Genomic DNA, 25,851 nt, shown 5'->3' on the forward strand with positions numbered 1-25,851 from the left:
GGGCCGCCTTGGCTAAAGGCGAACCAGGCCGGCGAAGCCCATGAAGCCCATGGACAGGATGCCCGCTGTCACCAGCGCCACCGAAGCGCCGCGAAAGGGCAGGGGCACATCGGCCACCTCCAGTCGCTCGCGCAGGGCCGCGAACAACACCAGTACCAGCGAGAAGCCGGCGGCCGCCCCGAAACCATAGACCGCGGATTCCAGGAAACTGTTCTGCTCCTGCAGGTTGAGCAACGCCACGCCGAGCACGGCGCAGTTGGTGGTGATCAGCGGCAGGTAGATGCCCAGCACCTGGTGCAGCAGCGGGCTGGCTCGGCGAACCGCCATCTCGGTGAACTGCACCACCACCGCGATCACCAAAATAAAGGTGATGGTGCGCAGGTATTCTACCCCCAGCGGCGCCAGCAGGTACGCGTGGACCAGGTAACTGCAGACCGCCGAGAGCGTGAGTACAAAGGTGGTGGCCAGGGCCATGCCCATGGCCGTCTCCAGTTGCCGCGAGACGCCCATGAAGGGGCAGAGCCCCAGGAACTTCACCAGCACGAAGTTGTTGACCAGGACCGTCGAGACCAGGATCAGTGCCAGTTCCGTCATGGCGTCAGCCGGCGTGGCCGGGGCTTACTTGACCCGCATCCCCGGCTGGGCACCCTCGTGCGGTTCCAGCACGTACAGGTCGCTGCCACCAGGGCCGGCAGCCAGCACCATGCCCTCGGAGACGCCGAACTTCATCTTGCGCGGCTTGAGGTTGGCGACCATTACCGTGAGCTTGCCCTGCAGGTCTTCCGGTTGGTAGGCCTGCTTGATGCCAGCGAACACCTGGCGGGTCTCCCCGCCCAGGTCCAGCTCCAGGCGCAGCAGCTTGTCGGCGCCCGCCACGTGTTCCGCTTTTTCGATGCGGGCCACCCGCAGGTCCAGCTTGGTGAAGTCGCCGATCTCGATCTGCTCGCCGATCGGGTCCTTGGCCAGGGGGCTGTCCTCGGCGGGTTGCGGGTCACCCTTGGGCTGTAGGGTCTTCTTGGAGTCTTCCAGCATGGCCTCCACCTTGTCCGGGTCCACCCGGGTCATCAGCGGTTTGAACTTGCGGATCTCGTGGTCGAGCAGGGGCGTCTTGGCGTCGGCCCAGTCCTGCTCCGGCAGGTTCAGGAAGGCCTCGGCATCGGCGGCCAGCCTCGGCAGTACCGGCTTGAGGTAGACCACCAGCACCCGGAAGAGGTTGAGCCCCAGCGTGCAGATGTCCTGCACCCGGTCGGCCTGGTCTTCCTGCTTGGCCAGCACCCAGGGCTTTTGCTCGTCCACGTACTGGTTGGCCTGGTCGGCCAGGGCCATGATCTCGCGCATGGCGCGGGAGAACTCGCGCTTCTCGTAGAGTTCGGCGATGTGCTCCCCGGCCGCGGTGAACTGCCGGTAGAGCGCCGGGTCGTCCAGCGTGTCGCCCAGGCGCCCTTCGAAGCGCTTGTTGATGAACCCGGCGCAGCGGCTGGCGATGTTCACCAGCTTGCCCACCAGGTCGGAATTGACCCGCTGGGTGAAGTCGTCCAGAGAGAGGTCGATATCGTGGACGCTGGCGCCCAGCTTGGCGGCGAAGTAGTAGCGCAGGTACTCCGGGTCGAGATGGTCCAGCCAGGTGCGGGCCATGATGAAGGTCCCGCGTGACTTGGACATCTTCTGCCCGTTGACCGTGAGGAAGCCGTGGGCGCAGATCTCGTTGGGCGTGCGGAAGCCCGCCCCGTGCAGGATCGCCGGCCAGAACAGGGCGTGGAAGTAGATAATGTCCTTGCCGATGAAGTGGTAGAGCTCGGCGCTGGAGTCCGGGTTCCACCACTCGTCGAAGTCGATGCCCTTGCGATCGCACAGGTTCTTGAAGCTGGCCATGTAGCCGATGGGCGCGTCCAGCCAGACGTAGAAGTACTTGTTCTCGGTGCCGGGGATGCGGAAGCCGAAGTAGGGCGCATCGCGGGAGATGTCCCAGCTGCGCAGGCCGTCTTCGAACCACTCCGCCAGCTTGTTGGCCACCTCGGTCTGCAGGTGCTCGGGGCTTGCCCACTCCCGCAGCATGGCCTCGAATTCCTGCAGGCGGAAAAAGTAGTGCTCGGACTCGCGCTCTATCGGGCGCTCGCCGGAAACCACCGAGACGGCGTTCTCGAGCTCCGCCGGGGTGTAGGTGGCCCCGCACGCCTCGCAGGAGTCGCCGTACTGGTCGTCCGCGCCGCACCGGGGGCATTCGCCCTTGATGTAGCGGTCGGGCAGGAACATCTCCAGTTTGGGGTCGTAGGCCTGCTTGATGACCTTGCGGTCCACGTAGCCGGCCTCGTCCAGCCGCGAGTAGATCAGCTCGGCGAAGTAGCGGTTTTCGTCCGAGTGGGTGCTGTGGTAGTTATCGAACTCGATCAGGAAGTCGGCAAAGTCGCGCTGGTGCTCCTCGCCCACCTCGGCGATCAACTCCTCGGGGCTGATGCCCCGCTCCCGCGCCTTGAGCATGATGGGCGTGCCGTGGGCGTCGTCGGCGCAGACGTAGTAGCACTCATGGCCGCGCAGGCGCTGGAAGCGGGTCCAGATATCGGTCTGGATGTACTCTACGAGGTGGCCCAGGTGGATGGGGCCGTTGGCGTAGGGTAGGGCGCTGGTGACCAGTATCTTTCGCGTCATGCCGGTGTCTTTTGGGGTTGGTGAGCGGGTTCGGCCCGGTTTCGGGGCGACTCGAATAAGCCGTACAGTATGCCAGATTGTCGCCGGTGGCACATTGGGGGGTTGATCTTGCAGGGATTATTCTGGGTCGCGCTGGGCGGGGCCGCGGGGGCGGTGGCGCGCTGGGCCTTGAATGCCGCCGTCACGGCCCGGGTCCCCGGGGACTTTCCCTGGGGCACGTTGGCGGTGAATGGCCTCGGGTCGCTGCTGATCGGCTGGCTGGCCACGGTGCTGGCGCCGGGCGGCGAGTTGGCGCTGCTGTTCATGCTCGGCGTGTGTGGCAGCTTCACCACGGTCTCCTCCTTCGGGCTCCAGGCGGTGCAGCTGATCGACGACGGCCGTGGAGCGGTGGCCGCACTCTACGTGCTGATCTCCTTCACCGGCTGCCTGGGGGCGGCCGCGTTCGGCTTATGGCTGGGGGGTGGCCTGTGAGGGTGATGATCTGGGTCGCGCTGGGTGGGGCGCTGGGCGCTGCACTGCGGTACCTGCTCGGCCTGGCCCCCTGGGGCGCCTTCCCCTGGGATACGCTGCTGGTGAACGGCCTGGGGTGTCTGGTCATCGGTTGGGTGGCGATACGCACGGCACCGGACGGGGCCTGGCCACTGGCGCCGCACCTGCGGCAGTTTCTGATGACGGGGGTGTGTGGCGGCTTCACCACCTTCTCGGTCTTCAGCCTGGAGACCCTGGCCCTGTTGCAGGACGGGGCCTGGGTGTGGGGCGCGCTGTACGTGGGTGCCACGCTTCTGGTGGCCTTGCTCGGGGCTGCGGCCGGTATAGCCCTGGCGCGGGACTGAGGCCGGTTATTCGGCCCCGCCCTCGTGCGCCGCGCCCTCGGCCGTCGTCGGCAGGATCAGCGGGATGGGGACGTGCAGTGCGGCGGCCAGCGCGCGCAGCAGCTCCGCCTCCCGGATGTTCACCTGCCCGTTGTGGGCCACGGTGGCCACCATCGCCTCCACCAGCTTGCGCTTGTTGCCCGGGGAGAGGCGGTCGAGTCGGGGCAGCATCGTGCCCAGGGCCTTGGGCCAGTTCTCGGGGATCCCGTAGCTGGGAGGCTGGTTCTCGCGGTAGAGCACGGCCATGCCGGCGGCATAGGCGGCCCGGGCGCTTTCTTTGTCGCCCTCCGCGCCGGCCGCGGCCAGCACCGAGAGCAGCTGGCGGATGCCCTCCACCTTATCCGCATTGACCCGGGCGTGGCCGCGGTCCGCGCCACTGGGGTTGAGTACATCGCGCAGGTGCCCGTTGAACAGCTGTGCCAGCGCGAACTCGAACACCGAGACCTGGCCGTCCTTGGCGATCAGCGCCTCCACCGTGGCCTGCAATGCCGCCAGGTCTTCCCGCGGTTGGTGGCGGAGCGCGGGCAGGGCCAGTTCCAGCACCGGCAGGCGCTGGTCCGGTGCCAGGGTCCAGTCGGCCGCAAGCCACCCCTGCAGGGTCTCTGCGGCCTCGTCCCCCCAGTCCTCTGCCACCTGCTGCAGTTGCTGGTCCCGCACCTTGCGGTCGTCGCTGATCAGCAGGTAGAGCACCGCCAGACCGGCCTGGTCGCTGTGCACTGCATCGGTGAGCGGATCGGGCAGGCGCTCGATCAGGCGGGCCGCGCCCTGGTGGCGGCGGGTGTCGGGCTGGTCCACGTCGGCGAGAATCGCCGCCAGGATGGCCCCCTGGGGCAGGGCCTCCATGCCGGGCAGCGGGGTGACGCCGGGAATGCCGCTGCGCCCACCGGTCTGTGCCTCTTCCCGTGACTGGCGGGCGGCCGCTTCCGCTTCAGCCCGGGCCTCCTTGCGGCGCTTTTCCTGTTGCGCCAGCGCGGCCAGGTCGCGTTCGGGGTCGAACTGCGGGTCGACGGCGCGGATGCGCTGCTCCAGCGGCGGGTGGGTGGCCAGCAGCCCGCTCATGGAGGCAAAGCCCGAGGCAAACAGCATATGGCTGACCTCCTCGGTCTCCGGGGATTCCAGGCCGGAGCCGCGGCTGTGCAGGGCGATCTTTTTCAGCGCACCGCCGATGCTGTCCGGGTTGCGGGTGTACTGCACCGCCGAGGCGTCGGCCAGGAATTCGCGCTGGCGCGAGACCGCCGCCTTGATCAGCCGGCCGAAGAACACCCCCAGCGCCCCCACCAGGATCAGCGCCAGCCCCAGGGCAGCGATGCCCATGGCGGCCTGTTTGCCTTCCCGGCTGCCGCCGCCGACAAAGATGGCGCGGGTCATGAACCGGCCCACCACGGTGAGCACCAGTAACCCGAACACTACCCCCATCAGGCGGATGTTCAGGCGCATGTCGCCGTTGACGATGTGGGCGAACTCGTGGGCCACCACGCCCTGCAGTTCCTCGCGGTTCAGCTTCTCCAGCGTACCGCGGGTCACTGCCACGGCGGCGTCGCTCTGGCTGTAGCCGGCGGCGAAGGCATTGATGGCCTTCTCCTCCTCCAGCACGTAGACATCGGGCACCGGCGTGCCGGAGGCCAGCGCCACCTCCTCCACCACGTTGAGCAGCTGGCGCCGCTTGGGGTCGCGGGTGTCAGGGGTGACGCGGGTGCCGCCCAGCATCTCCGCCACCTTGCTGCCGCCGCCGGAGAGGCTGGCCACCCGGAAGGCGCTGGCCAGCCCGATGCCGGCCACCACCAGCACCGTGGAGGTGATCAACAGCTCCAGGTTGTCCTCGACCCACCGCGCCGGCGGGGCGCCGGCCGGGGGTGGTTCACCCAGGAAGAACAGCACCAGGGCATTGACCACCACGGCGATGGCGATCACCCCCAGTACGAACAAGAGGATCAGCCAGAGGGTGGTGCGGCGTGCACGGTCCTGATGCTCGAAAAAGTTCATGTCGGTGTTCCTTCATCCCTTGTTGGAACGGTGATCGCGGGGCGGTGGCCCGTTGGGGCGGGGGCGCGCCGGCGTTGCCGTCAGCCCGCAGCAGGTGCCAGGTCGATCAACCCGGTGGCTATGCCCAGCGCCAGCGCCCAGACATAGAACGAGAATACCTTGAGGCGCGCCCGATACAAGAAGTAGATCACCAGTTTCAGGGAGATGATGCCGACGATGGCGGCCACCACGAAGCCCACGGCCAGCGCCGAGAAGCCCACGGTGTTGGGCAGCCCCAGGCGGTAGACCTCGATGGCCTGGAGCAGGGTGGCCGCGCAGATGGTGGGGATCGCCAGAAAGAAGCTGTACTCGGCCGCCCAGCGGCGCTTCAGCCCGGTGAACAGGGCGAAGACGATGGTCATTGCGCTGCGGGAGAGCCCGGGCATCAGGGCAAAGCCCTGGGCCAGGCCGATGACACCGGCCACCTTCAGGTTGATGCCCTTCAACCCACGCCGGCGCGGGGCCAGCCGGTCGGTCCACCAGAGCAGGATGCCGGTCAGGGTGAGCGTGCCGGCGATCATCATGGGTGAGCCGAAGATGTGCTCGAAGGTGGCCTTCAGGGTCAGGCCCAGCACCCCGGTGCACAGTACCGAGAACATGCCCAGCCAGAAGAGCCGCCAGTAAAGGGGCAGCCCGCCGCGACCACCCCGGCCGGCCCACTCCCAGGCGCCCCCCAGGGCGTTCCCGCTGAAGCGCCAGAGGCTGGGCCAGAACACCACCGCAATGGAGACCAGCGTGCCCACGTGGACCACTAGCGCAAACAGGATCATCTCCGGGCTCTCCGGCGGCGGCAGGGTCTCCCCGCGTGCGATGAGCCAGTGCTCGGTCAGCACCATGTGAGCGGTGGAGCTGACCGGGAGGAACATGAAGATGCCCTGAATGACCCCAAGCAGGGCGGCTATCCACAAGGCCATGCGATGAAATCCTTTTGGGTGGGGCGGTGAAGCGCTCCTTCTACCCGGCCCGGTGTGAGTGGTCAAGACAGCCTTGCTCAGTTTGACAGGCAGCGGGAAACGGGGTTATTTTGTGAAACGGTTTTAGGCCACAAGAGGTAGTGCGGTTAACTCAAAGCCGCGCAGCCGTTGATGAACCCATCGGTCCCTAGATCGACTTTCAATTTAACCAGCCCTGGCCACGCCAATGGCGGCGCTGAGGCGAGCCTGTATTACCCCGCCTGATTCCCCCCGGGCACGGCGCCCGTAGAATCCCGCGCGGTAATCAGGCCGCAGCGGGTCTTCACAGCCGAGCTCCAGCAGTCGGCAACCCCTCCCAGCGCTTAGTGGCAGTGCGGTCGCGCGACACCGCGCGCCAGGGCCTTATGCCGGGAGGTGACCATGCTCACCGACGACGACGTTCCGCTACCGAGTACCAGCGCCGACGGCCAGCCGCCGTCGGCCCGCCGTGGTGTCCGGTTGGCGGACGCCGGTGGCATGGTGCCTGTGTCCCCGCAACGAGGCGCGTTCCCAGGCTGATGCACCGGCTCCGGCGACCGGGCGAAAACGCTCGCGTATGCCTGACCCATGGAGCCGGAGCCATGATCGAAGCCATCATCCATAACCTGCATCTCGGCCGCACCCGCCGCGCGGCTGAACTCTGCCTGCATCTCGATATCACCCAGCAGGTGCGTCTGTTTTCCGCATTGGACGGGAGCGATATCCCTGTCCTCTTCAACCGCCTGCCCTACCGCCGTGCCCTGAAGATTTTTCGCGGAATGAGCGTGGGCGCGCGGCAGCGTCTGCTCAGTGCACTGCCGGCGGAGGCTGCCGCCCGCCTGCTGACCCCCGTACCGCTGCCGGAACTGGTCCTGGCACTGGACGAGACCCCGGTCAACCGGTTGCAGGACATTCTGCGTGCTCTGCCGGCGGAGCGCCGCCAGGCCCTGCTCGGCGCCCTGGAGCAGCCGACCGGGGCAGTGGGCCGGTACATGCGCCCCGATACCCTGGCCGTGACCCGGGGTACGCCGGTGGAGGGGGCCATGAAGAAACTCCTCCGCCACCAGGCCCACGTGCTGTTCGTGGTGGATGAGCGTGGCCGCTACCTCGGTTTCGTCACCCGGGGAAGCCTGGCCGGCCGTGAGGCCGCGGCGCCGGTGGAGCGGCAACTGCTGGGTATCGGTCTGGCACTGACCCCGGAGCAGGCCCTGAGCGGGGTTCGCGGCCTGATGGCCCGCGCTGGCGTCGGTGTGCTGCCGGTGCTGGACGAGCGGGGTGCCCTGGCCGGTGCGCTGCATGGTCGCGACCTGCCCCCGGTTACCGTTGACGAGGTGCGGGCCCGTCGCCGTGGGGGCGGGCTTCGGCGCATGCTCAGCCTGGGACTCGTCACGGGTGGCTTGCTGGGGCTGCCCCTCATGGTCACGCTGTTCTTCGGCACCTTGGCTTAACACCACATTAACCCGCCCCGTCTACAGTGACGGGGCGGCCCGCCCAATTTGCAGGAGGCGTAAACAATGGAAGAAGAAAACACGCTGGTTCCCCGCATCCAGCAGGCACTGGCCGAGCGCCGGTGGAGTGAGGTCCGGGAAGCCGTTGCCGACGAGGCCGCGCAGGACATCGCCGAAATCATGCTGGAGCTTGAAAAGGCAGAACGCATCTTCCTTTTCAAGCTTCTGCCCCGGCACCAGGCCAACGAGGTCTTCGCCTACCTCTCGCCGGACAACCAGGATGCCCTCCTCGAGGACATGACCGACGAGGAGACCCGGGAGGTGCTGGCCAATCTGACGCCCGACGACCGGACCGCACTCCTGGAGGAGTTGCCTGCCCCGGCCACCCAGCGACTGCTGGAAATGCTGCCTGCCGGGGACCGCCGGCGTGCGCAACAGCTGCTGGGTTACCCGGATGAATCCGTCGGTCGTCTCATGACGCCCGAGTACATCTCGGTGCGGCCGAACTGGACCATCGAGCAGGCGCTGGCCCACATCCGCGCCCAGAAAGAGCGGGGCGAGACGGTGAACGTCATCCACGTCACCGACAGCGAGGGCAAGTTGCTGGACGCCCTGTCCATCCGCCGCTTCATCCTGGCGGAGCCTGACAGCGAAGTGGAGTCCGTCATGGACTACCGCTACATCAGCGTCTCTGCCTTCGAGGATCGGGAGAAGGCGGTTGAGACGGTGCAGCACTACGACCTCTCGGCCCTGCCGGTGGTGGACTCCGAGGGCGTGCTGCTGGGCATCGTCACCCTCGACGACGTGATGGACGTGGCCGAGGCCGAGGCCACCGAGGACTTCCACAAGCTGGGTAGTGTGGGCGTGCTCAACCTGGGCCTGCGGGACGCCAGCCTCTGGGCTCTCTACCAGCGTCGCGTGGGCTGGCTGGTGCTGCTGGTCTTCATCAACATGTTCGGCGGCGAGATCATCGGCGCCTACGAGGACACCCTGGCCGCCGTCATCGTGCTGGTCACCTTCCTGCCGCTGGTGGTGGACACCGCGGGTAACGCCGGCACCCAGTCCGCCACGTTGATGGTGCGTGGTCTGGCGACGGGTGACGTCAGATCGAAGGATTGGCTCGGGCTGTGGGGCAAGGAGGCCATGGTCTCCGTGGCGCTGGGTGTGACCCTGGCGGTGGCCGTATCCTTCCTCGGGTTCTACCGCGGTGGCATGGATATCGCCTACGTGGTCGCTCTGTCCATGGTGGCCGTGGTCTTCATGGGGAGCATGGTCGGCATGCTGCTGCCCTTCATCCTGGCCCGCTTCAAGCTGGACCCGGCCACTGCCAGTGCGCCGCTGATCACCTCCATCGCCGATATTTTCGGCATCCTCATCTACTTCGCCATCGCCACGGCGATGCTGGATGTGAGCGGCGCCGCCTGACGGGCGGCCCGCACGCCGGAGGTGCGCCATGGACTGGGTGGATATCCTGCTGCGCTTGTCCGTGCCCCCGGTGGTCCCCACCGGGGGCGCATTCGCGGTCCATTCCCGGTAGACTGGCGGGCGGTAACCCCCAAGGAGCGGTACTTCGAGGCCCATGAGCATCAAGTCAGACAAGTGGATTCGCCGCATGGCCGAGCAGACCGGCATGATCGAGCCGTTCGAGCCCGGGCAGGTGCGCGAGGTCAATGACCAGAAGGTGATCTCCTACGGCACCTCCAGTTACGGCTATGACGTGCGGTGCTCGTCGCACTTCAAGATCTTCACCAACATCAATACGGCCATCGTCGATCCCAAGGCCTTCGACAGTCGCAGCTTCGTCGACGTGGAGTCGGATGTCTGCATCATCCCCCCCAACTCCTTCGCCCTGGCGCACACCGTCGAGTATTTCCGCATCCCGCGTACGGTGCTGACCATCTGCCTGGGCAAGTCCACCTATGCCCGCTGCGGCATCATCGTGAATGTCACGCCGCTGGAGCCGGAGTGGGAGGGGCACGTCACCCTGGAGTTCTCCAACACCACCCCGCTGCCGGCGAAGATCTACGCCAACGAGGGTGTGGCGCAGATGCTGTTTTTCGAGTCCGACGAGGAGTGCGACACCTCCTACAAGGACCGGGGCGGCAAATACCAGGGCCAGCGCGGTGTGACCCTGCCCCGGGGGTGAACCGCACCGGGTGGCTCAGGCCAGCAGGGCCGCTTCCAGCCAGTCGATGACCCGGGCGTCGCGCCCGATCGCCTCCAGTGGCAGCTCCACCTTGGCCAGCGCGGCGCGGTAGCGCTCGGCGCTGTCCAGCCTTGGTTGTGGGTCCAGGTGGCCCTCCGACTGCAGGTAGGCCTCCAGTTCATCGATCTTCGCCTTTCTGAATCCGGACGCCTCGCCGTTCCGCAAGGCCTCCAGCAGGGCACGGGCGTCCCCTCCGTGGGCGTCGTTGATCTCCGCAACGCGCGCGATGAAGGTCTCACTGACGGCCCCGCTGGCCTCCAGCACGCCCCGGGTGACCGGCCGCCCGCGCCCCCGGCGCCAGGCGTGCAGCCAGTGCCGTGCCAGTTGGAGCCGGCAGTGCAGCTGCTGGTGGAGCGGCTCTGGGAGCTGTTCGCGCAGGGCCGGGTCCGCCAGCAGGCGTTCCAGCTCCCCCGCGTACCGGATCCGGAAGTCCCGTAACAGCCGATGGAGCGTATCCAGCTGGTCGCGCAGCAGGTGGAAGATGTGGATCTCGCCCGCGTGCTGCCACGGGTTGACCCCCGGTACCTGCAGTGCCTGGGCGTAGCTCTCGGCGGTGTGTCCGGCAGGATCCGGTACGGTTGCCTGCGCTGGCAGTTGCAGCTGCTGTTCGGAGAGTGCACGCCCGCTGGCGCGGAGGGTGGCCAGGTCCACGCAGTGGGGCACGCGGCCCAGGGCGGTCTCCCAGCGCTGGGCATCCTCCGGCTGGGCGCTGAGGTAGAAGACCTGCCGCCCGGTTTCCAGCAGGGCCGCGAGGCTGCCGGCAACCGCCTGGAAACGCTCCGGGTCGGTGGTGGTCAGGGCCTCGTCCAGGATCAGCGGCAGGGGCCGGGTCTGACGCTCCAGCTGTTCCAGCCAGGCGACCCGCAGGGCGATCAGCAGCTGCATGCGGGTGCCGGTGGACAGGGTATCCAGGGGATGGGGCCGGTCGCTGCGGTGGTCGACGGCCTGTAGCGCCTGCGAGGGACTGAGCCGCAGCCCGTAGCGTTGGTGGGTGAAGCGGCCGAAGAGCTGGTCGGCGCGGGCCAGCGCCTCGGGGCGGTGGTCCTGCTCGTGCCGGCGGGCCACCCGGTCCAGCAGGAAGCGCCCGGCACTGGCGCGCAGCGCGTGGTCCCGCTCTTCGGTCAGTCGCTCCCGGGCCTCGTCCCGCCGTGCCAGGGCCTCCTCCAGGTCGTGGCGCCGGCGCGCCTGTTCCAGGCGACTGTTGATGGCGGCGCGTTCCTCCTGCAGGGCCTCCACCCGTGCGGCGCGCTCGGCCGCCTCGTCGGCGGCGCGGCGTAGGGCCGGCTCGTCACCCGACTCCAGCCATTCCAGGATGTCGCCGCCGGCCCGGTCCTCCAGGTCACGTCGTCGCAGGCGATAGTTGCTGCGGGCTTCATCGCGCGCCTGGCGACAGGCCTGCCAGGCCTCCAGCTGGTCGATGCGCTCCAGCAGCAGGGGGCGCTGCGCCGGCGTAAGACCGGCGTCCCGGTAGAGCTGCTCCAGGGCCTCTTGGGTATCGCGCTGTTGCCGGGCCCGGTCCTGGATCAGTCGGTCCGCGTTGTCCACGCCTTGACGGGCACGTTCCGCGGTCTGCGCGCGTTCACGCAGCGCGTCCACGGCGGCGGTCAGCTTCTCGCCGGTAAGTTGTTCGCCGGCAAGTTGCCGAGGGGCGGCGTCCCAGTGGGCCAGTCGGGTCTGGACGGCAGCGCGCAGTTCGTCCATGTCCTGGGTCTGGCGCGTCAACGCGGCCTGTTCGCGCGCCAGCTCCTCCCGTGCCTGCTGGTGGCGGGCCAGGAGGTGCGCGGTGCGCTCCAGGGAGAGGGGCAGGCTGGCGTCCAGTCCGAGGGGGGCGGCGTCGGCCTGCAGCGCCTGCCGAGCAGCCGACTGGTCACTCCGGGCACGGGTGAGTTCGGCGTGCAGTTGATCTGCCTCATGGCGCCGCTGCTCGCGGCTGCGTGCCTGGTGATGGGCCCGTTCCAGCGCCTGCAGGCGCTGGTGGACGCCGGTCTCCGTCCAGTCCTCCGGGGGCGTCAGCGGCAGGTCGGCGAAGCGGGCCTGGCTGTCGCGACGGTCCCGCTGGCGCCACAGCACCACGCCACTGGCCCCGAGGCCGGCCAGCACGACCAGGCTGCTGGCGACGGTGGGCCAGTGGCCAAACGTGAGCCCGAGGGCCGTAGTGCCGGTGCCACCCAAGGCGGTGAGGCCGAGGCCGAACCACTGCAGGGGTTGGGGCTTCGGTTGGCGCAGCCAGCGGCGCAGTTCATGAGCGCCCTGCTCCAGTGGGGCGGGTGGGTCGCTGTCGGGGGCATCGCCGAGGGCTTCCAGCCGAGCCTCCAGGGCCTGGACCCGCTCGTCAGCCGCGTGCACCTTCCGCGCCCGCTCCTCCAGTCCGGCGAGCCGGTCCGGCGAGAGCGGTGGCAGCTTGGCGTCCTCGCCAGGGTCGCGGCCCAGCGCGCGGGCCGCCTCGGCGGCGGCGTGGCGGGCAGCCTCCAGCCGGGCCCGGCGCTGCACCACCTGCTCCTCCAGGCGGGCCAGCCGCTGGGCCTCGCTGGATGCCGTCTGCAACTCGTCGGTTGGCGGCAAGCCCTCCGCCAGGCCGGTGCCCTGCCATTGCGCTTCGGCGCGATCGCGGTCCTCCCGGGCACGCTGCAGGGCGCGCCCCTGTTCGGCGAGTTGGCGTTCCAGCTCGTCCACGCGCGCCCGGGTGAGACCGGCCGGCATCGGATCGGGGTAGGCGGCCAGCCGTTCCTCCTGCTCCTGCAGGGCGCGGGCGGCCTCCAGGGCCTGCAGGGCGAGCTGGCAGGCCTCCTGGCGTTCGCGGGCGGCCCGGGCAGCGGTCAGTTCCTCGCGGATGGCGGGCAGCCTGGCCTCGTCGGCGGCCAGCGCCTGGTGGGCGCGCTCCAGCTGGCGGAGTGCCTGTTCGCCCTGGAGCACCTCGCGCGCCGCCTGGTGACCGCGGCGCGGCGGCAGGGTCAGCAGGGGGTGGTCGCGCAGGCTCTGCAGGTCGTAGCCGCCTTGCATCTCCCGGCGCAGCGCGCTCTCCACCGCCCGGTCCTCGCGGGTCAATTCCAGCAGGCGATCCAGCCCGATCCAGTAGAAACCCAGCCCGTCCGCGCCGGGCAGGGGAGGCGGGGCGCAGGGCGTTCCATCGCGGCGCCAGTGGATATCCCGGCCCAGTCGCTCCACCTGCCATTGGTGCGCGTCGTCGCTGAAGGTGGCGGACAGGATCAGCCCCGGTGGGTCATCGTTGCGCGCCTCCATGAGGTGGCGCAGGGCGCGGACCACGCTGCTCTTGCCCGAGGCGTTCGGGCCGAGCAGCAAATTGACCTCGGGGTCCAGGTCATCGAGTTGAAAGCCGGGTTCGATGCCCGGCAGCTGTTGGATGTGGAGCGCAGTCAGCTTCATGCGTCGGCGGCCTTCTGGGCGAGCAGGGCGTCCAGGGTGGCGGTGCCGGCCTGCCAGAGCCAGTCCGCCACGGCGTCGTCGTCCAGCGGGACGGCTTCCAGGTCTTGCCAGTGTTTGTGCCCGGCCTCGGCTGCGAGGGCTTCCCGGGCGTCCCGGATCAGGCCGGGCCAGTCGGCGTCGGTCGGCCCGGCCTCGAGGGTGAGAAGTTGTGCGGCCAGTAGCCCGGCGGGGCTGGCCTCCCGGGCCAGCTGGGCCAGGTCGAGCTCCGGCAGGGTTTCCAGCCGGATGCGGTCGACAAAGACACCGGGTGGGCCGGGCAGCAGGGGATTGTCGCGCAGCGCCCCGGTCAGGTGCTCGTGCACCGCACCGCCGAGGTTCGTGCGGCCGGTGAGCCGCGCGCGCACGCCCACGAGGCGCGGTTGCCAGTCCTGGGCCCGGGCCTCTTCCTGCAGTTCACGGACCCGCGTGAGCAGCCGGGCGCGACCATCGGCCGCATCGGAAAGGTCTCCCAGATCCACGCTTAATTCGTACCATTGCATCGGTGCCAGCGGCCACTGCTGCAGGCTGGCAACACCACCGCCGTCGAACTGGTAGAGCCAGGGGCCACGGGGCCCGGTTTCGGTGCGGCGCAGGGCGCTGACGGAACCGAGGTAGCCCGAGGGGCTGTGGGCAGAGAGCGCATCGGGTTGATGGATGTGGCCAAGCAGCCAGGCGTCCAGCCCGCTGGCAGCCAGCTCCGCCGAGCTGACCGGGGCGTAGGGGCTGTCGCTCTGGTCCCGGTCGCAGTGGAGCAGCCCGATTCTCGGGCAGGGTGCCGGTGGGAACTGATGCCCGGCCAAGGGGCTGACAGCGCGCTGCGCCTCCGTAAAGGACCAGCCGTGGACCTCCACCTCGCTGCCGTTGCGGCCACTGATCCGGGTGGTCTGCCACCGCCCATTGGCGCCGAGCAGCTCGAAGCCGGGGAGTTCCTCCGCCAGGCGGGGGAGCACCGCGGTGTCGTGATTGCCGCTGACACCGATGACGCGGATGCCGGCATCCACCAGGCGCCGGACGCCGGTATGGAGCAGCCCGTAGGCCTCGAAGAAGTCCTGCTCCCGCTCCACCACATCGCCGGCGAAGAGCACGGCATCCACGCCATGCTTTATCGCGGCGGTAACGAGGCGCTGCCAGGCCGCGGCGGGGCCGAGCTCGGCGGGGTCGTGGTGCAGGGTGACGGATTCGGGGAGTCCGGCGGGGCGGCGGCCCAGGTGGAGGTCGCCCACCGCGAGGATATCAAGCGTCATGGGTATCGGTGCATCGTCTGTTTGGCTGACGTATCAGTGTACCGCTTGCCGTATAGATTTGTTTAGAATAAGCATATAATGAAATGGAAGTATGGCCTATTGGCCCGTTCGGGACGTTCTATTGGCCACGGAGCGGGCCAGTCTGTATATTCATAACCATTGATACGCAATTCACTTGCATTGTAAAGAGGTCGACATGACTGAAGAAGTTCAAGAGCAGCAAGAGCCCGTACTCGCCATGCCCCAGCTCAACAAGCCGGCCCCGGAGTGGGAGGCCCAGACCACCCACGGTCCGAAGAAGCTGAGCGACTACCGTGGCAAGTGGGTCGTGCTGTTCTCCCATCCGGCCGACTTCACCCCGGTCTGCACCACCGAGTTCATGGCCTTCGCCGAGCGGTCCGAGGATTTCAAGGCCCTGAACACCGAGCTGGTGGGGCTGTCCATCGACGGTATCCATGCCCACGTCGCCTGGGTGCGCAGCATCAAGGAGAACTTCGGCGTTGACATCAACTTCCCGATCATCGCCGACCTGAACATGAAGGTCGCCAATGCGTACGGGATGGTGCAGCCGGGTGCCAGCGACACCTCCGCGGTCCGTGCCACCTTCTTCATCGACCCCGAGGGCATCCTGCGGGCGATGATTTACTACCCGATGACCAACGGTCGCTCCATCGACGAGGCGCTGCGCCTGGTCAAGAGCCTGCAGACCTCCCAGGAGCACGGCGTGGCCACTCCCGAGGGCTGGCAGCCGGGTGACAAGGTCATCGTGCCCCCGCCGGCCACGGTCGAGGATGCCGAGGCCCGCAAGGATCAGGGCTACGACTACGTGGACTGGTACTTCTGCAAAAAGCAGCTGTAATCAGTCGGTCAGCTGAAACGCCGGCTGCGGCCAGCGTTGCCTGATCCAACCGGGGCGTCCCCAGCGTGGGGCGCCCCGGTTTTTGGTTGGGGTCGTGCCGCTGCCCGCGCCCGGACCAGCCCGGACAGGGCCAGCAGTGGTACACTGAGCGGCTAACCCTATCCCCAGTACGCCCGACACGGAGCGCCCGCGTGAGCAGCTTTACCGTCACCCGTCGCCTGGAAATCGACGCCGCCCACCGCATTCCCGACCACGGCTCCCGCTGCCGGCACCTGCACGGCCACCGCTACGTGGTGGAGGCGGCCTGCGGCAACCCGGACCTGCACGAGAGCGGCGAAGAGCGCGGCATGGTGCTGGATTTCGGGTTCCTGAAGGAGGAAATGCTTGCGGTGATCGATGGGCCGTGTGACCACGGGCTGCTGCTGTCGGTGGATGACCAGACCCTGTTGGAGATGCTCGCCGGCGGCAGTGAGCAGCCAGCGGAGTGGCTGGCAGGGCTTCGCCAGGCGGTGGCGGCCAACGGGTTTGCCGAGGCTTGCGATCCGTCGCTGGGGGGCAAGCTCTACCTGCTGCCGGGGCCGCCAACGGCGGAGGTGCTGGCGCGGCACTGGTTTCAGCGCCTGGCCCCCAGGGTGCAACAGCGCAGCCAGGGGCACGCGGACCTTTTGGAGGTCACCGTATGGGAGACGCCCAACTGCTGGGCGCGCTACCGCCCCTGATCCGGCGCTGACTGCAAGGTACAGAAAAGCAAAACGGCGGCCCCGGGTTACCGAAGCCGCCGTTCTGGCGAAGATGGTCGGGGTGACTGGATTCGAACCAGCGACTCCTGCCTCCCGAAGACAGTGCTCTACCAAGCTGAGCTACACCCCGAATTGTCTGGTACAGGCTAGTAGGTTCGGGCCACACTCAAGCGGGCCAATTCCACCAGCGCTGTCTTCCACTCGGACGACGGCAGCGATGCAATGCTCTCCACCGCTTTCTCTGCTTCGTCCCGAGCGAGGCGCAGAGTATAAGGAATGGCGCCGGTGTTTTCAATGGCCTGCTGCACCGCCTCAATGCGGGACATGCCGCCCTCGCTGATCGCCTCCCGAATGACCTCGCGCTCCTCGTCCGAGCCTTTGCCCATGGCGTGGATCAGCGGCATGGTGGGCTTGCCCTCGGCCAGGTCATCGCCGATGTTCTTGCCGATCTCCTCGGCCTTGCCGGCGTAGTCCAGCGCGTCGTCCACCAGCTGGTAGGCGGTACCCAGGTGCAGCCCGTAGGCGGACAGGGCATCGGTCTGCGCCTGCGGCAGTCCCGCCACCGTGCCCCCCAGGCAGCAGGCCGCCTCGAATAGCGATGCGGTCTTGCGGTAGATGACGTCGCGGTAGCGCGCCTGGGTCACGTCGGGGTCGTGGCAGTTGAGCAACTGCATGACCTCGCCCTCCGCGATGGTGTTGGTGGTGCGGGCCATGACCTGCATGATCGGCAGCAGGCCCACCTCGACCATCATCTCGAAGGAGCGGGTGTAGAGGAAATCGCCCACCAGCACGGCGGCTTCGTTGCCCCAGATGCTGTTGGCGGTGCCTTGGCCGCGGCGGAGGGTGGACTCGTCGACGACGTCGTCATGCAGCAGGGTGGCGGTGTGGATGAACTCGACCACGGCGGCCAGTTTGATGTGCTGGTCACCGCTGTATCCGGCGGCGCGGGCGGCCAGCAGGACGAGCAATGGGCGCAGCCGCTTGCCGCCGCTGCTGACGATGTAGTTGCCCATCTGATTGATGAGCACCACCTCGGAACTCAGGCGCTCCTGGATCAGGCGGTTGACGGCAGCCATGTCTTCAGCTGCCAGGTTCCGGATTGCATCGATGTCCATCTGGCGCGGCAGGTTCCGAACGATGAATGGGCTCGCATGCTATGGCGCGGCCGCGGGGGTGTCAAGGTGGCCGACAGCCGGGGCGTGGCCCGCCCTGGCCGGCGATCAGTTGTTTCTTTATTACCCTGATCTATGTTTAAGATTGTTATACAACAGTTAACAGGGTATTCCTGCGGCTTTTCCGATCCTAAGGGGGGCAACTCTTTATGTACCACCGCATTCTCGTCCCGGTGGACTTGGCCCACGTGGGGGCGCTGGAGCGCGCCCTGAACGTCGCCGGCGACATGGCGCAGCACTACGAAGCCGAGATCTGCTACGTCAGCGTCACCCCGGGTACGCCCGGGCGGGTGGCACGGTCGCCCAAGGAGTATGAGGAAAAACTCAAGGTGTTCGCCCAGGAGCAGGGGCAGCGCCACGGGCGTCCGGTGAGCACCAAGGTGTATGTCAGCGCCGACCCGGTGGCCGACCTGGAGGACCTGCTGGTCAAGAGCGTCAAGGACGTGGGGGCCGACCTGGTGGTAATGGGGACCCATCTGCCGCGCAAGCTCGATGCCATCATGCCCTCCCATGGCGGCAAGGTGGCCAGGCAGACCGACGTCTCGGTCTTTCTGGTGCGCCCCTCCCGAGCCTGACCTCGACCTGACTACGCTCGACCATCGCATCCGGAGCAATACGGAGACATGCCTGTGGTAAAGGATAACGAGACACCTTCGTCCGACGAACACGCCGGTGTGGGTGTGCCCGCCCCCGAAGGGGCTGCCAATCTGATCGACACCGATTACGTCATCGGTCAGGACAACGTCACCGGCCAGATCCGCCTTAATCTCGACATCCACGGCAAGGTGTTTGCCATCTCGGCACTGGTCACTGTGCTTTTCGTGGTGATCACCCTTGCGGCGCAGGACCAGGTGGCCCCGATGTTCGAGGGGCTCAGGGACTGGCTGACCGGCAACATGTCCTGGTTCTTCCTGACGGCGGGTAACATCTTTGTGCTGCTCTGCCTGGGGTTGATTTTCTCGCCACTGGGCAGGGTCCGAATAGGGGGTGCGGAGGCCACGCCCGACTTTTCCTACCTGGGCTGGCTCTCCATGCTCTTTGCCGCGGGTATGGGCATCGGCCTGATGTTCTTCGGTGTGGCGGAGCCTCTGGGGCACTTTGACGCGGCTCTCGGCGGTATAACCACTGAGAACGGGGTCCGCACGGACTGGGCGCCGCTGGGAGGCGCCGAGGGTGATGAGGCGGCAGCAGCCACCCTGGGGATGGCCGCCACCATCTACCACTGGGGGCTGCACCCTTGGGCGATCTACTCAGTGGTGGCACTGGCGCTGGCAATCTTCTCCTTCAACAAGGGGTTGCCGCTTACCGTGCGCTCCATCTTCTACCCGCTGCTGGGCGAGCGCATCTGGGGGTGGCCCGGGCACCTGATCGACATGCTGGCCGTCTTTGCCACGCTGTTCGGGCTGGCCACCTCGCTCGGTATCGGTGCGCAGCAGGCGGCCGCGGGCCTCAGCCATCTGTTCGGTGTGCCCGAGGGCAACCTCACCATGGTGCTGCTGATCCTCGGCATCACCGCCGTGGCGATCGTGTCGATTATGGCTGGCGTGGACAAGGGCGTTAAGCGGCTGTCGGAGATCAACATGGTCTTCGCCGCCCTGCTGATGTTCTTCGTCATTTTCGTGGGGCCGACCCTGCTGATCTTCACGAGCTTCTTCCAGAACCTGATGGCCTACGTGGTCAACCTGCCGGCCTTCTCCATGCCCTTCGGGCGGGAGGATGAGAACTTCAGCCAGGGCTGGACGGCCTTCTACTGGGCCTGGTGGATCAGCTGGTCGCCCTTCGTCGGCATGTTCATCGCCCGGGTCAGCCGGGGGCGCAGCGTCCGGGAATTCCTGCTGGCCGTGCTGCTGGTGCCCTCGCTGGTGTCGGTGCTGTGGATGAGCGCCTTCGGCGGCGCCGCGTTGGACCAGGTGATGAACCAGGGCTTCGAAGGCGCGCTCGGTGCGGCTACTGAACTGCAGCTGTTCATCATGCTGGGTGAGTTGCCGTTGGCGCAGATCACCTCCTTCATTGGCATTCTGCTGGTGGTGGTTTTCTTTATCACCTCATCCGACTCCGGCTCTCTGGTGATCGACACCATTACGGCCGGGGGCAAGGTCGATGCGCCCAAGCCGCAGCGGGTGTTCTGGGCGATCATCGAGGCCCTGATCGCTATCGCGCTGCTGGTCGGCGGTGGTCTTGCGGCCCTGCAGGCCATGGCAGTGTCCACCGGGTTGCCGTTCACGCTGGTGCTGCTGGTGGGCTGCTACGCCATCATCAAGGGGCTGATGAGTGAGCCGCGCGGGCTGCCCGAGATCGAGCCCAAGGAGGAGGGCGTGAAGTAACCCCGTTGGAGAGGCCTGCCGAGATCGGCAGGCCATAGGGCTTGAGACCAGAGGGGCGGCTCGCATGGCGGGCCGCCCCTTTTTGTTCAACTCCAGAGTGCGCTCAAAGGCGTTTCCGGCGAGTAGTGGCGGGCGATCTGCGCCTGCAAAAGCTCGGCAGTGGCCAGGGCGTCGTTCACGGCGTTGTGTGATTGGTAGGCGGGCAGACCGTAACGCAGCCGGCTGTCGTGCAAGCGGATGGGGACCGGGCGCGCCCCAAAAAGCCGGCGCAGCCGCGACCAGCCTGACTGGCGGTGGCGGCGCGCCTCCAGCTCCATGGTGTCGATCAGCGGGAAGAGCAGCGGCTCACCCAGTCGCGCCCGAACCCCCGCATCGAGGAAACGCCGCTCGATGTTGCGGAAGTGGACCACAGGCACGCGACCTGCCAGGGCGGTGAGGACGTCGTCCAGTACCTCGCCCAGGTCCGGCGCCCCCTCCAGATCGGAGTGGGTGATGCCGTGCAGGGGGATGGATTCCCGCAGCAGTGGTCTGGGCGGTCGAAGCAGCCAGTGGCGTCGTTGCGGCAGGTGGATGCGCTGTAGGGTGAAGGGCACCAGCCCGATGCTCAGCATGGCGTGCCGGTCGGGGTCCAGACCGGTGGTCTCCATGTCCAGGGCCACCAGCGGCGCCTCGCCCACCGGGGTCTCCGCGGTGGTGCGCCAGGCCTGGAAGTAGGCCTGTAGGCGGGGGTCGCGGGCCTGCCGCGCACGTTCCGCCATGTAGGCGGGCCATTCGTCAGCCGCGGTGCTGTTGAGTCGGAATGAAAGCATAAGCGGCGTTCAGGCCAACGGGTAGCGAAAGCGCAGGAAGCGCTGCGCGTTGCTGAGCACCTGGAAGGCGTCCTTGAGGTTGTGCCGCTCACTGTCGGAGAGGTTCTCCGGCTCGATGTAGTTATCCGGTGGGCGCTCGTCGTGGATGTCCGCCACCTGGTGGCGGATGCGGACCATGGAGATGAACTCGAAGGCGTAGCGCAGCTTGTCGCCCACGCCCCTGGGCAGCAGGGTCGTCTTGCTGATGTCGTCCAGCCGGTCGAAGGTGTTCTGGGCCGTGGAGCCGCAGGCCAGGGCGTGCACCCGCACCAGGTCCACCATGGGCGCGGTGCCCCGCCCCTTGATGTTGATGATCTTGTTTTGCTTGCCGTCCGTCTCCATGACGAAATCGCGCCAGAACCCCAGGGGCGGCGTGCGGTTCAGCGCATTGCGGGCGAGTGCCGCCAGGAAGCGCTCTTGGCGCGGAGCCAAGCTTGCCAGTAGTTCCTGTAGCTGCTCGACAAAGACTTCCTCCCCGTAGGCGCTGTCCAGGTCGAAAAAGATTGAGCTGTGCAGCAGGCGCTCGGCGTTGGGTTCCTGTATCCAGTCCCGGAAGTAGGCCTTCCACTGCTTGAGGGGCTGGCGCCACCGGGGGTTGGTGGCCATGATGCCGCCCTTGCAGTAGGTGTACCCCAACTCGGCCAGGCCGTCGGAGACCTGCTTTGCCAGTTCCGCGAAGTACTCGTCGTGCGCCTCGGGGTCGAAGCGGTCATCCAGGACCAGGGCGTTGTCCTGGTCGGTGACGATGGTCTGTTCATTGCGGGCCATCGAGCCCAGTACCATGAAGCAGTAGGGCACCGGGGGCGGGCCCAGCTGCTCCTCGGCCAGCTCCAGCAGGCGACGGGTGAAGCTGCGCCCGATGGCGGACTGGGCGCTGCCGATCATCTGGGAGTTTGCGCCCTCGCCCTCCATGCGCACGAAGGTCTCGCGGGCGTCACGGCGGAGCCGGGTCAGGTGCTTGGGGCTCTGGGCGCGGTAGATGCTGTCCACCAGGTAGAGGCTGCTGTGGGTCTCGTGCCGCAGGATGTCGGACAGGTGCAGCAGGCCCACCGGGCGACGCCGGTGCAGCACCGGCAGGTGGTGGATGTTGTTGCGAAGCATGCAGAGGGTGGCTTCCTGCACGGTCTCGTCGGACTGGATGGTGATCAGGTCGGTGCTGGCCACCTGGCCTACCGGGGTCTCCGGCGGCAGTCCCTCGGCCACCACCCGGTTGCGGAAGTCGCTGTCGGTGATCAGCCCGACCAACCGGCGGCGACCCCCGTTGTAGGGCACCAGCAGCTGGTCCGGGTTGTCCTCCTCGGCGTCGCCCAGGATCAGCACCGAGGGGTTCTGCTCTTCGCGGATCAGCCTGGCCGCCTCCTGCACGCTGCTGTTCTCGTCCAGCAGGAGTGGGCTGCGCGCGATCAGTTTGCGGACCCGGGTGGTCAGGCTGGAGTGGTCGTGCTGCTTCTCCACCGTGGATTCCAGCCGCGGCTTCTCCAGTTCCACGAAATCGGCGAAGGTTTCGTCCGCATCGCACAGCCGCATGAAGGTCGCGCGCGGGACGTAGTAGATGAGCGTGTCCTCGATAGCCTTGGCCGGAAAGCGCACCCGCTGGTCGCGGAGCAGGGCGAAATGCCCGAAGATGTCGCCCTCGCCCAGGCGGTCGTAGAGCGTGCCGTTCCGCCGGGAGACATCCACTGCACCGCTGCGGATGTAGTGCAGGTCGTTGATCTCGCTGTCCAGCTCGAGGATGTCGCTGCCGGCCTTGAAGTAGGCCACCTCCACCGAGTCCGCCACCGAGTCCAGCAGCTCGTCGGAGAGGTTATCGAAGGGCGGGAAACGCCCCATGTGTTGCCTGACTTCCAGGGATTCGATGTCCATCTATACCTGCCCCGGCTGTGCCCTGACAGCTTCAGTCTGCAGCCGGGGCTCGGGCGGTGTAAAGTTGAAGCCCGGCGCCCGGGCGTGCACGACAGCGCGATTGACGACCCCCGGTCGGGCAGGTAGAATCCGCGCTCTTGAATCCGCTGCAGGCCGAACCCCCTCCAGCAGAGGAGCCAGGCGGCCGGTCACTCGATCAGCGGAGTGGCAAGCGAACACCAGCCAACAGATTCACTAACGGAGAACGGGTCATGTACGCCGTTATCAAGACCGGAGGCAAGCAGTACAAGGTCTCCGAGGGAGACGTCCTGCGTGTCGAGAAGCTCGCCGGTGAGCCGGGTGCTTCCGTGGAGTTCGACCAGGTTCTGATGGTCGGCGAGGGCGACGACGTGAAAGTCGGCGCGCCCACCGTGGACGGCAGCAAGGTCACCGCTGAGGTGCTGGATCAGGGCCGTGCCCGCAAGATCGAGATCCAGAAGTTCAAGCGCCGCAAGCAGTATCGTCGCTTCGCCGGTCATCGGCAGCAGTTCACCGAGGTCAAGATCACCGGCATCGCCGCCGGCTGATTCGGGAGGTTCAGCACTCATGGCACATAAGAAGGCAGGCGGCAGCACTCGCAACGGCCGCGACTCAGAGAGTAAACGTCTTGGCGTGAAGCGCTTTGGCGGTCAGAACGTGCTGGCCGGCAACATCCTGGTGCGTCAGCGCGGTACCCATTTCCACCCCGGCGAGAACGTCGGTCTGGGCCATGACCACACCCTGTTCGCCAAGGCGGACGGCGAGGTGGTCTTCGAGCGCAAGGGTCCGCGCAACCGCCGCTACGTCAGCGTGCGCACCGTGCAGTAACGCCCCGCGCCTGGGCCGTCCGGCCCGCGTGAGTTATCGGAAAGCCTCGTGTGTGCGCACGGGGCTTTTCTTGTATGCGGCAAAGGTAAACCGCCATGAAGTTTGTCGATGAAGCGAGCATCCGGGTCGAGGGGGGTGATGGGGGCGATGGCTGCGCCAGCTTCCGCCGGGAGAAGTACATTCCGCGCGGCGGGCCCGACGGGGGCGACGGCGGTAATGGCGGCAGCGTCTGGCTGCGGGCCGACGAGGGGCTGAACACCCTGGCCGACTTTCGCCATGAACGGAAGTTCTCCGCCCAGCGGGGCGAGAACGGCATGGGCAAGCAGCGCTACGGTAAAAGCGGTCAGGACATCGAGATCGCTGTGCCGGTGGGTACGCTGGTGAGCGACGCCGACACCGGTGAGCTGATCGGCGAGCTGCTGGAGCACGGTCAGCGCATTCTGGTTGCCCGGGGCGGCAAGGGCGGGCTGGGCAACGTCCATTTCAAGAGCTCCACCAACCGGGCCCCGCGGCAGCACACCTCCGGCACCAAGGCGGACCGTCGCAACCTGCAAATGGAGCTGCGCCTGCTCGCGGACGTGGGCCTGCTGGGCATGCCCAATGCCGGCAAGTCGACCCTGATCCGCGCCGTCTCCTCGGCACGCCCGCGGGTGGCGGATTACCCCTTCACCACCCTGTACCCCAATCTGGGTGTGGTCAGCGTGGGCGCCGCGCGCAGTTTCGTGGTGGCCGATATCCCCGGTCTGATCGAGGGGGCGGCCGAAGGTGCCGGTCTGGGCATCCAGTTCCTGAAGCACCTGGACCGCACCCGCCTGATCCTGCACGTCATCGACGCCGTGCCCATGGACCCGGCGCAGGACCCGGTGGCCGATGCCGACACCATTGTCCGGGAGCTGGCGCGCTACAGCGAGGCCTTGGCGCAAAAGGAGCGCTGGGTGGTGCTGAACAAGCTGGACCTGCTTCCCGAGGCTGACCGCGAGGCGCATGCACGGGCGTTGCTCGAACGGCTGGAATGGGAAGGTCCGGTTTACCGGATATCGGCCCTCTCCGGTGAGGGCACAACCCCGCTGGTGCAGGACGTGATGAACCGGCTGGAGGCCATGGACGAGGAGGCGCGCGAGGCCGAGGAGGTGGCGATGCGCCAGACAAAGGACGGGGAGGGCGACCCGGCATGAGTGAGGCCCTGCGCGAGCGTCTGCCGCGGGCCACCCGCTGGGTGGTCAAGGTGGGCAGCGCTCTGGTGACCGGCGATGGCCAAGGGGTGGCGCGCGAGGCCATCGGGGCCTGGGCCGGTGAAGTGGCCGGGCTGCGCCGGGGAGGGCGACAGGCCACGCTGGTCTCGTCCGGTGCCGTGGCCGAGGGGATGAGCCGGCTGGGCTGGGCCGAGCGGCCCAGTGCCCTCTACCAGCTCCAGGCCGCGGCGGCCGTCGGTCAGATGGGCGTGGTGGAGGCCTGGGAGAGCGGGCTGCGCGCCAAGGGGCTGCACACCGCCCAGGTGCTGCTCACCCACGATGATCTCTCCAACCGGCGCCGCTACCTCAACGCCCGCACCACGTTGCGGGAGCTGTTGCGGTTGGGGGTGGTGCCGGTGGTCAATGAAAACGATACGGTGGTCACCGACGAGATCCGCTTCGGTGATAACGACACCCTGGCGGCGCTGGTGGCTAACCTGGTGGAGGCCGACGTGCTGGTCATTCTGACCGACCAGGAGGGGCTGTACGACGCCGATCCGCGCAGCAACCCGCACGCCCGGCTGATCCAGGAGGCCTCGGCGGAGGACCCGGACCTGGAGCGGTACTGCGGCAGCAGCGCCGGTGCGCTGGGTCGGGGCGGCATGCTGACCAAGGTGCGCGCGGCGGCCCGCGCCGCCCGGTCAGGCTGCACCACGGTGATCGCCTCCGGGCGCGAGCCGGATGTACTGGCCCGTGTTGCCGCCGGGGAACGGCTGGGCACCCTGTTATACCCCGAGCGCGAACCCGTGGCAGCGCGCAAGCAGTGGCTGGCCAGTCACCTGCGCCTGCGCGGCCGGCTCTGGCTGGACGAGGGCGCGGCCCGGGTGGTGCGCGAGGCGGGTAGCAGCCTGCTGGCGGTGGGCGTGAATCGGGTGGAGGGCCGCTTCTCGCGCGGCGAGATGGTGGCCTGCCTGGACCCCCAGGGGCAGGAGGTGGCGCGGGGTCTCGCCAACTACAGCGCCAAGGAGGCACGGCAGATCGTCGGTCGGCCAAGCCGTGAGATCGAGTCCATCCTCGGCTACGTGGACGAGCCCGAGCTGATCCACCGCGACAACATGGTGATCACCGCCGCCGGCCTGTAAGCGGTGCGGCCGGACACGACGAAAACGCCGGCCCCGTTTGACCGGGGACCGGCGTTCTCTGGCGCCAAGCCTGGATGCGGGCCCCTCAGGGA

22 protein-coding genes and 1 tRNA gene are annotated in these 25,851 nt (G+C 67.6%); 13 read left to right on the top strand and 10 right to left on the bottom strand.

Annotation, left to right across the window (positions count from 1 at the left end):
- Positions 1-12 precede the first annotated feature (12 nt).
- Positions 13-594: an electron transport complex subunit RsxA gene (gene rsxA / locus DFR31_RS08455; protein ID WP_121442250.1), complete on the bottom strand. Its 582-nt coding sequence runs from the start codon at positions 592-594 to the stop codon at positions 13-15.
- Positions 595-618: 24 nt separating this feature from the next.
- On the bottom strand, positions 619-2,646 hold the full coding sequence (metG, locus tag DFR31_RS08460) for a methionine--tRNA ligase (protein ID WP_121442251.1): 2,028 nt from the start codon (positions 2,644-2,646) through the stop codon (positions 619-621).
- A gap of 108 nt (positions 2,647-2,754) precedes the next feature.
- On the opposite strand from metG, the gene DFR31_RS08465 reads away from it, so the two are divergent.
- Positions 2,755-3,117, top strand: a complete 363-nt coding sequence (locus DFR31_RS08465) for a fluoride efflux transporter FluC (RefSeq protein ID WP_211328274.1) — start codon at positions 2,755-2,757, stop codon at positions 3,115-3,117.
- A gap of 5 nt (positions 3,118-3,122) precedes the next feature.
- Positions 3,123-3,479 carry a fluoride efflux transporter CrcB gene (gene crcB / locus DFR31_RS08470; RefSeq protein ID WP_245971158.1) on the top strand — a complete coding sequence of 119 codons (357 nt, stop codon included), beginning with the start codon at positions 3,123-3,125 and terminating at the stop codon, positions 3,477-3,479.
- A 6-nt stretch (positions 3,480-3,485) separates the two neighbouring features.
- Here crcB and DFR31_RS08475 read toward each other — a convergent pair whose 3' ends face one another.
- Both DFR31_RS08475 and DFR31_RS08480 read right to left on the bottom strand, forming a co-directional pair.
- The gene (locus DFR31_RS08475) at positions 3,486-5,501 is read right to left on the bottom strand and encodes a M48 family metallopeptidase (protein ID WP_121442254.1); all 2,016 of its coding nucleotides are present in this window, start codon (positions 5,499-5,501) and stop codon (positions 3,486-3,488) included.
- 80 nt (positions 5,502-5,581) lie between these two features.
- Positions 5,582-6,454, bottom strand: a complete 873-nt coding sequence (locus tag DFR31_RS08480) for an undecaprenyl-diphosphate phosphatase (RefSeq protein WP_121442255.1) — start codon at positions 6,452-6,454, stop codon at positions 5,582-5,584.
- Positions 6,455-7,074: 620 nt separating this feature from the next.
- Between DFR31_RS08480 and DFR31_RS08485 the strand changes: the two genes are divergently transcribed.
- The 3 genes from DFR31_RS08485 to dcd all read left to right on the top strand — a co-directional run bounded on the left by DFR31_RS08485 (position 7,075) and on the right by dcd (position 10,066).
- Positions 7,075-7,920 carry a magnesium transporter MgtE N-terminal domain-containing protein gene (locus DFR31_RS08485; RefSeq protein ID WP_170153645.1) on the top strand — a complete coding sequence of 282 codons (846 nt, stop codon included), beginning with the start codon at positions 7,075-7,077 and terminating at the stop codon, positions 7,918-7,920.
- 66 nt (positions 7,921-7,986) lie between these two features.
- The gene (gene mgtE, locus DFR31_RS08490) at positions 7,987-9,345 is read left to right on the top strand and encodes a magnesium transporter (RefSeq protein ID WP_121442257.1); all 1,359 of its coding nucleotides are present in this window, start codon (positions 7,987-7,989) and stop codon (positions 9,343-9,345) included.
- A gap of 154 nt (positions 9,346-9,499) precedes the next feature.
- Entirely contained in the window at positions 9,500-10,066 is a 567-nt protein-coding gene (gene dcd / locus DFR31_RS08495; protein WP_121442258.1) for a dCTP deaminase, read from the top strand.
- A gap of 15 nt (positions 10,067-10,081) precedes the next feature.
- On the opposite strand, the gene DFR31_RS08500 is transcribed toward dcd, so the two are convergent.
- Both DFR31_RS08500 and DFR31_RS08505 read right to left on the bottom strand, forming a co-directional pair.
- The gene (locus DFR31_RS08500; RefSeq protein ID WP_121442259.1) at positions 10,082-13,510 is read right to left on the bottom strand and encodes a hypothetical protein; all 3,429 of its coding nucleotides are present in this window, start codon (positions 13,508-13,510) and stop codon (positions 10,082-10,084) included.
- Positions 13,507-14,793 (bottom strand): metallophosphoesterase family protein, encoded by a 1,287-nt coding sequence (locus tag DFR31_RS08505; protein WP_121442260.1) that lies wholly within the window; start codon positions 14,791-14,793, stop codon positions 13,507-13,509. Before DFR31_RS08505 ends, DFR31_RS08500 begins: the two co-directional genes overlap by 4 nt.
- A 196-nt stretch (positions 14,794-14,989) precedes the next feature.
- Between DFR31_RS08505 and DFR31_RS08510 the strand changes: the two genes are divergently transcribed.
- The gene (locus DFR31_RS08510; RefSeq protein WP_121442261.1) at positions 14,990-15,652 is read left to right on the top strand and encodes a peroxiredoxin; all 663 of its coding nucleotides are present in this window, start codon (positions 14,990-14,992) and stop codon (positions 15,650-15,652) included.
- Between the two features lie 191 nt (positions 15,653-15,843).
- Positions 15,844-16,371 carry a 6-pyruvoyl trahydropterin synthase family protein gene (locus DFR31_RS08515; RefSeq protein ID WP_121442262.1) on the top strand — a complete coding sequence of 176 codons (528 nt, stop codon included), beginning with the start codon at positions 15,844-15,846 and terminating at the stop codon, positions 16,369-16,371.
- A gap of 74 nt (positions 16,372-16,445) precedes the next feature.
- Here DFR31_RS08515 and DFR31_RS08520 read toward each other — a convergent pair.
- Positions 16,446-16,522 (bottom strand) — tRNA-Pro (locus DFR31_RS08520).
- Between the two features lie 16 nt (positions 16,523-16,538).
- Positions 16,539-17,507 carry an octaprenyl diphosphate synthase gene (gene ispB / locus DFR31_RS08525; protein ID WP_121442263.1) on the bottom strand — a complete coding sequence of 323 codons (969 nt, stop codon included), beginning with the start codon at positions 17,505-17,507 and terminating at the stop codon, positions 16,539-16,541.
- A gap of 206 nt (positions 17,508-17,713) precedes the next feature.
- Here ispB and DFR31_RS08530 point away from each other — a divergent pair, with 206 nt between their 5' ends.
- Together DFR31_RS08530 and DFR31_RS08535 are read left to right on the top strand one after the other, a co-directional pair.
- Positions 17,714-18,139 carry a universal stress protein gene (locus DFR31_RS08530; RefSeq protein ID WP_121442264.1) on the top strand — a complete coding sequence of 142 codons (426 nt, stop codon included), beginning with the start codon at positions 17,714-17,716 and terminating at the stop codon, positions 18,137-18,139.
- Between the two features lie 48 nt (positions 18,140-18,187).
- The gene (locus DFR31_RS08535) at positions 18,188-19,888 is read left to right on the top strand and encodes a BCCT family transporter (protein WP_121442265.1); all 1,701 of its coding nucleotides are present in this window, start codon (positions 18,188-18,190) and stop codon (positions 19,886-19,888) included.
- Positions 19,889-19,974: 86 nt separating this feature from the next.
- Here the strand turns inward: DFR31_RS08535 and DFR31_RS08540 are convergent, their stop codons facing one another.
- Positions 19,975-20,697, bottom strand: coding sequence for a 3'-5' exonuclease (locus DFR31_RS08540; RefSeq protein WP_121442266.1), 723 nt, complete (start codon positions 20,695-20,697; stop codon positions 19,975-19,977).
- Positions 20,698-20,706: 9 nt separating this feature from the next.
- The gene (locus DFR31_RS08545; protein WP_121442267.1) at positions 20,707-22,599 is read right to left on the bottom strand and encodes a DUF294 nucleotidyltransferase-like domain-containing protein; all 1,893 of its coding nucleotides are present in this window, start codon (positions 22,597-22,599) and stop codon (positions 20,707-20,709) included.
- Positions 22,600-22,850: 251 nt separating this feature from the next.
- On the opposite strand from DFR31_RS08545, the gene rplU reads away from it, so the two are divergent.
- From rplU to proB, 4 genes are all read left to right on the top strand, one after another.
- The gene (rplU, locus tag DFR31_RS08550) at positions 22,851-23,165 is read left to right on the top strand and encodes a 50S ribosomal protein L21 (RefSeq protein WP_121442268.1); all 315 of its coding nucleotides are present in this window, start codon (positions 22,851-22,853) and stop codon (positions 23,163-23,165) included.
- A gap of 19 nt (positions 23,166-23,184) precedes the next feature.
- Positions 23,185-23,445, top strand: a complete 261-nt coding sequence (rpmA, locus tag DFR31_RS08555; RefSeq protein ID WP_121442269.1) for a 50S ribosomal protein L27 — start codon at positions 23,185-23,187, stop codon at positions 23,443-23,445.
- Between the two features lie 95 nt (positions 23,446-23,540).
- Positions 23,541-24,620 carry an Obg family GTPase CgtA gene (gene cgtA, locus DFR31_RS08560; protein ID WP_121442270.1) on the top strand — a complete coding sequence of 360 codons (1,080 nt, stop codon included), beginning with the start codon at positions 23,541-23,543 and terminating at the stop codon, positions 24,618-24,620.
- A complete protein-coding gene (gene proB / locus DFR31_RS08565) occupies positions 24,617-25,759 on the top strand; it encodes a glutamate 5-kinase (RefSeq protein WP_211328275.1) in 1,143 nt (380 codons plus the stop codon). The genes cgtA and proB overlap by 4 nt, the downstream gene beginning before the upstream one ends.
- The last annotated feature ends 92 nt before the right edge of the window (positions 25,760-25,851 follow it).

The organism is Alkalispirillum mobile (assembly GCF_003664325.1).
GTDB lineage: Bacteria > Pseudomonadota > Gammaproteobacteria > Nitrococcales > Halorhodospiraceae > Alkalilimnicola > Alkalilimnicola mobilis.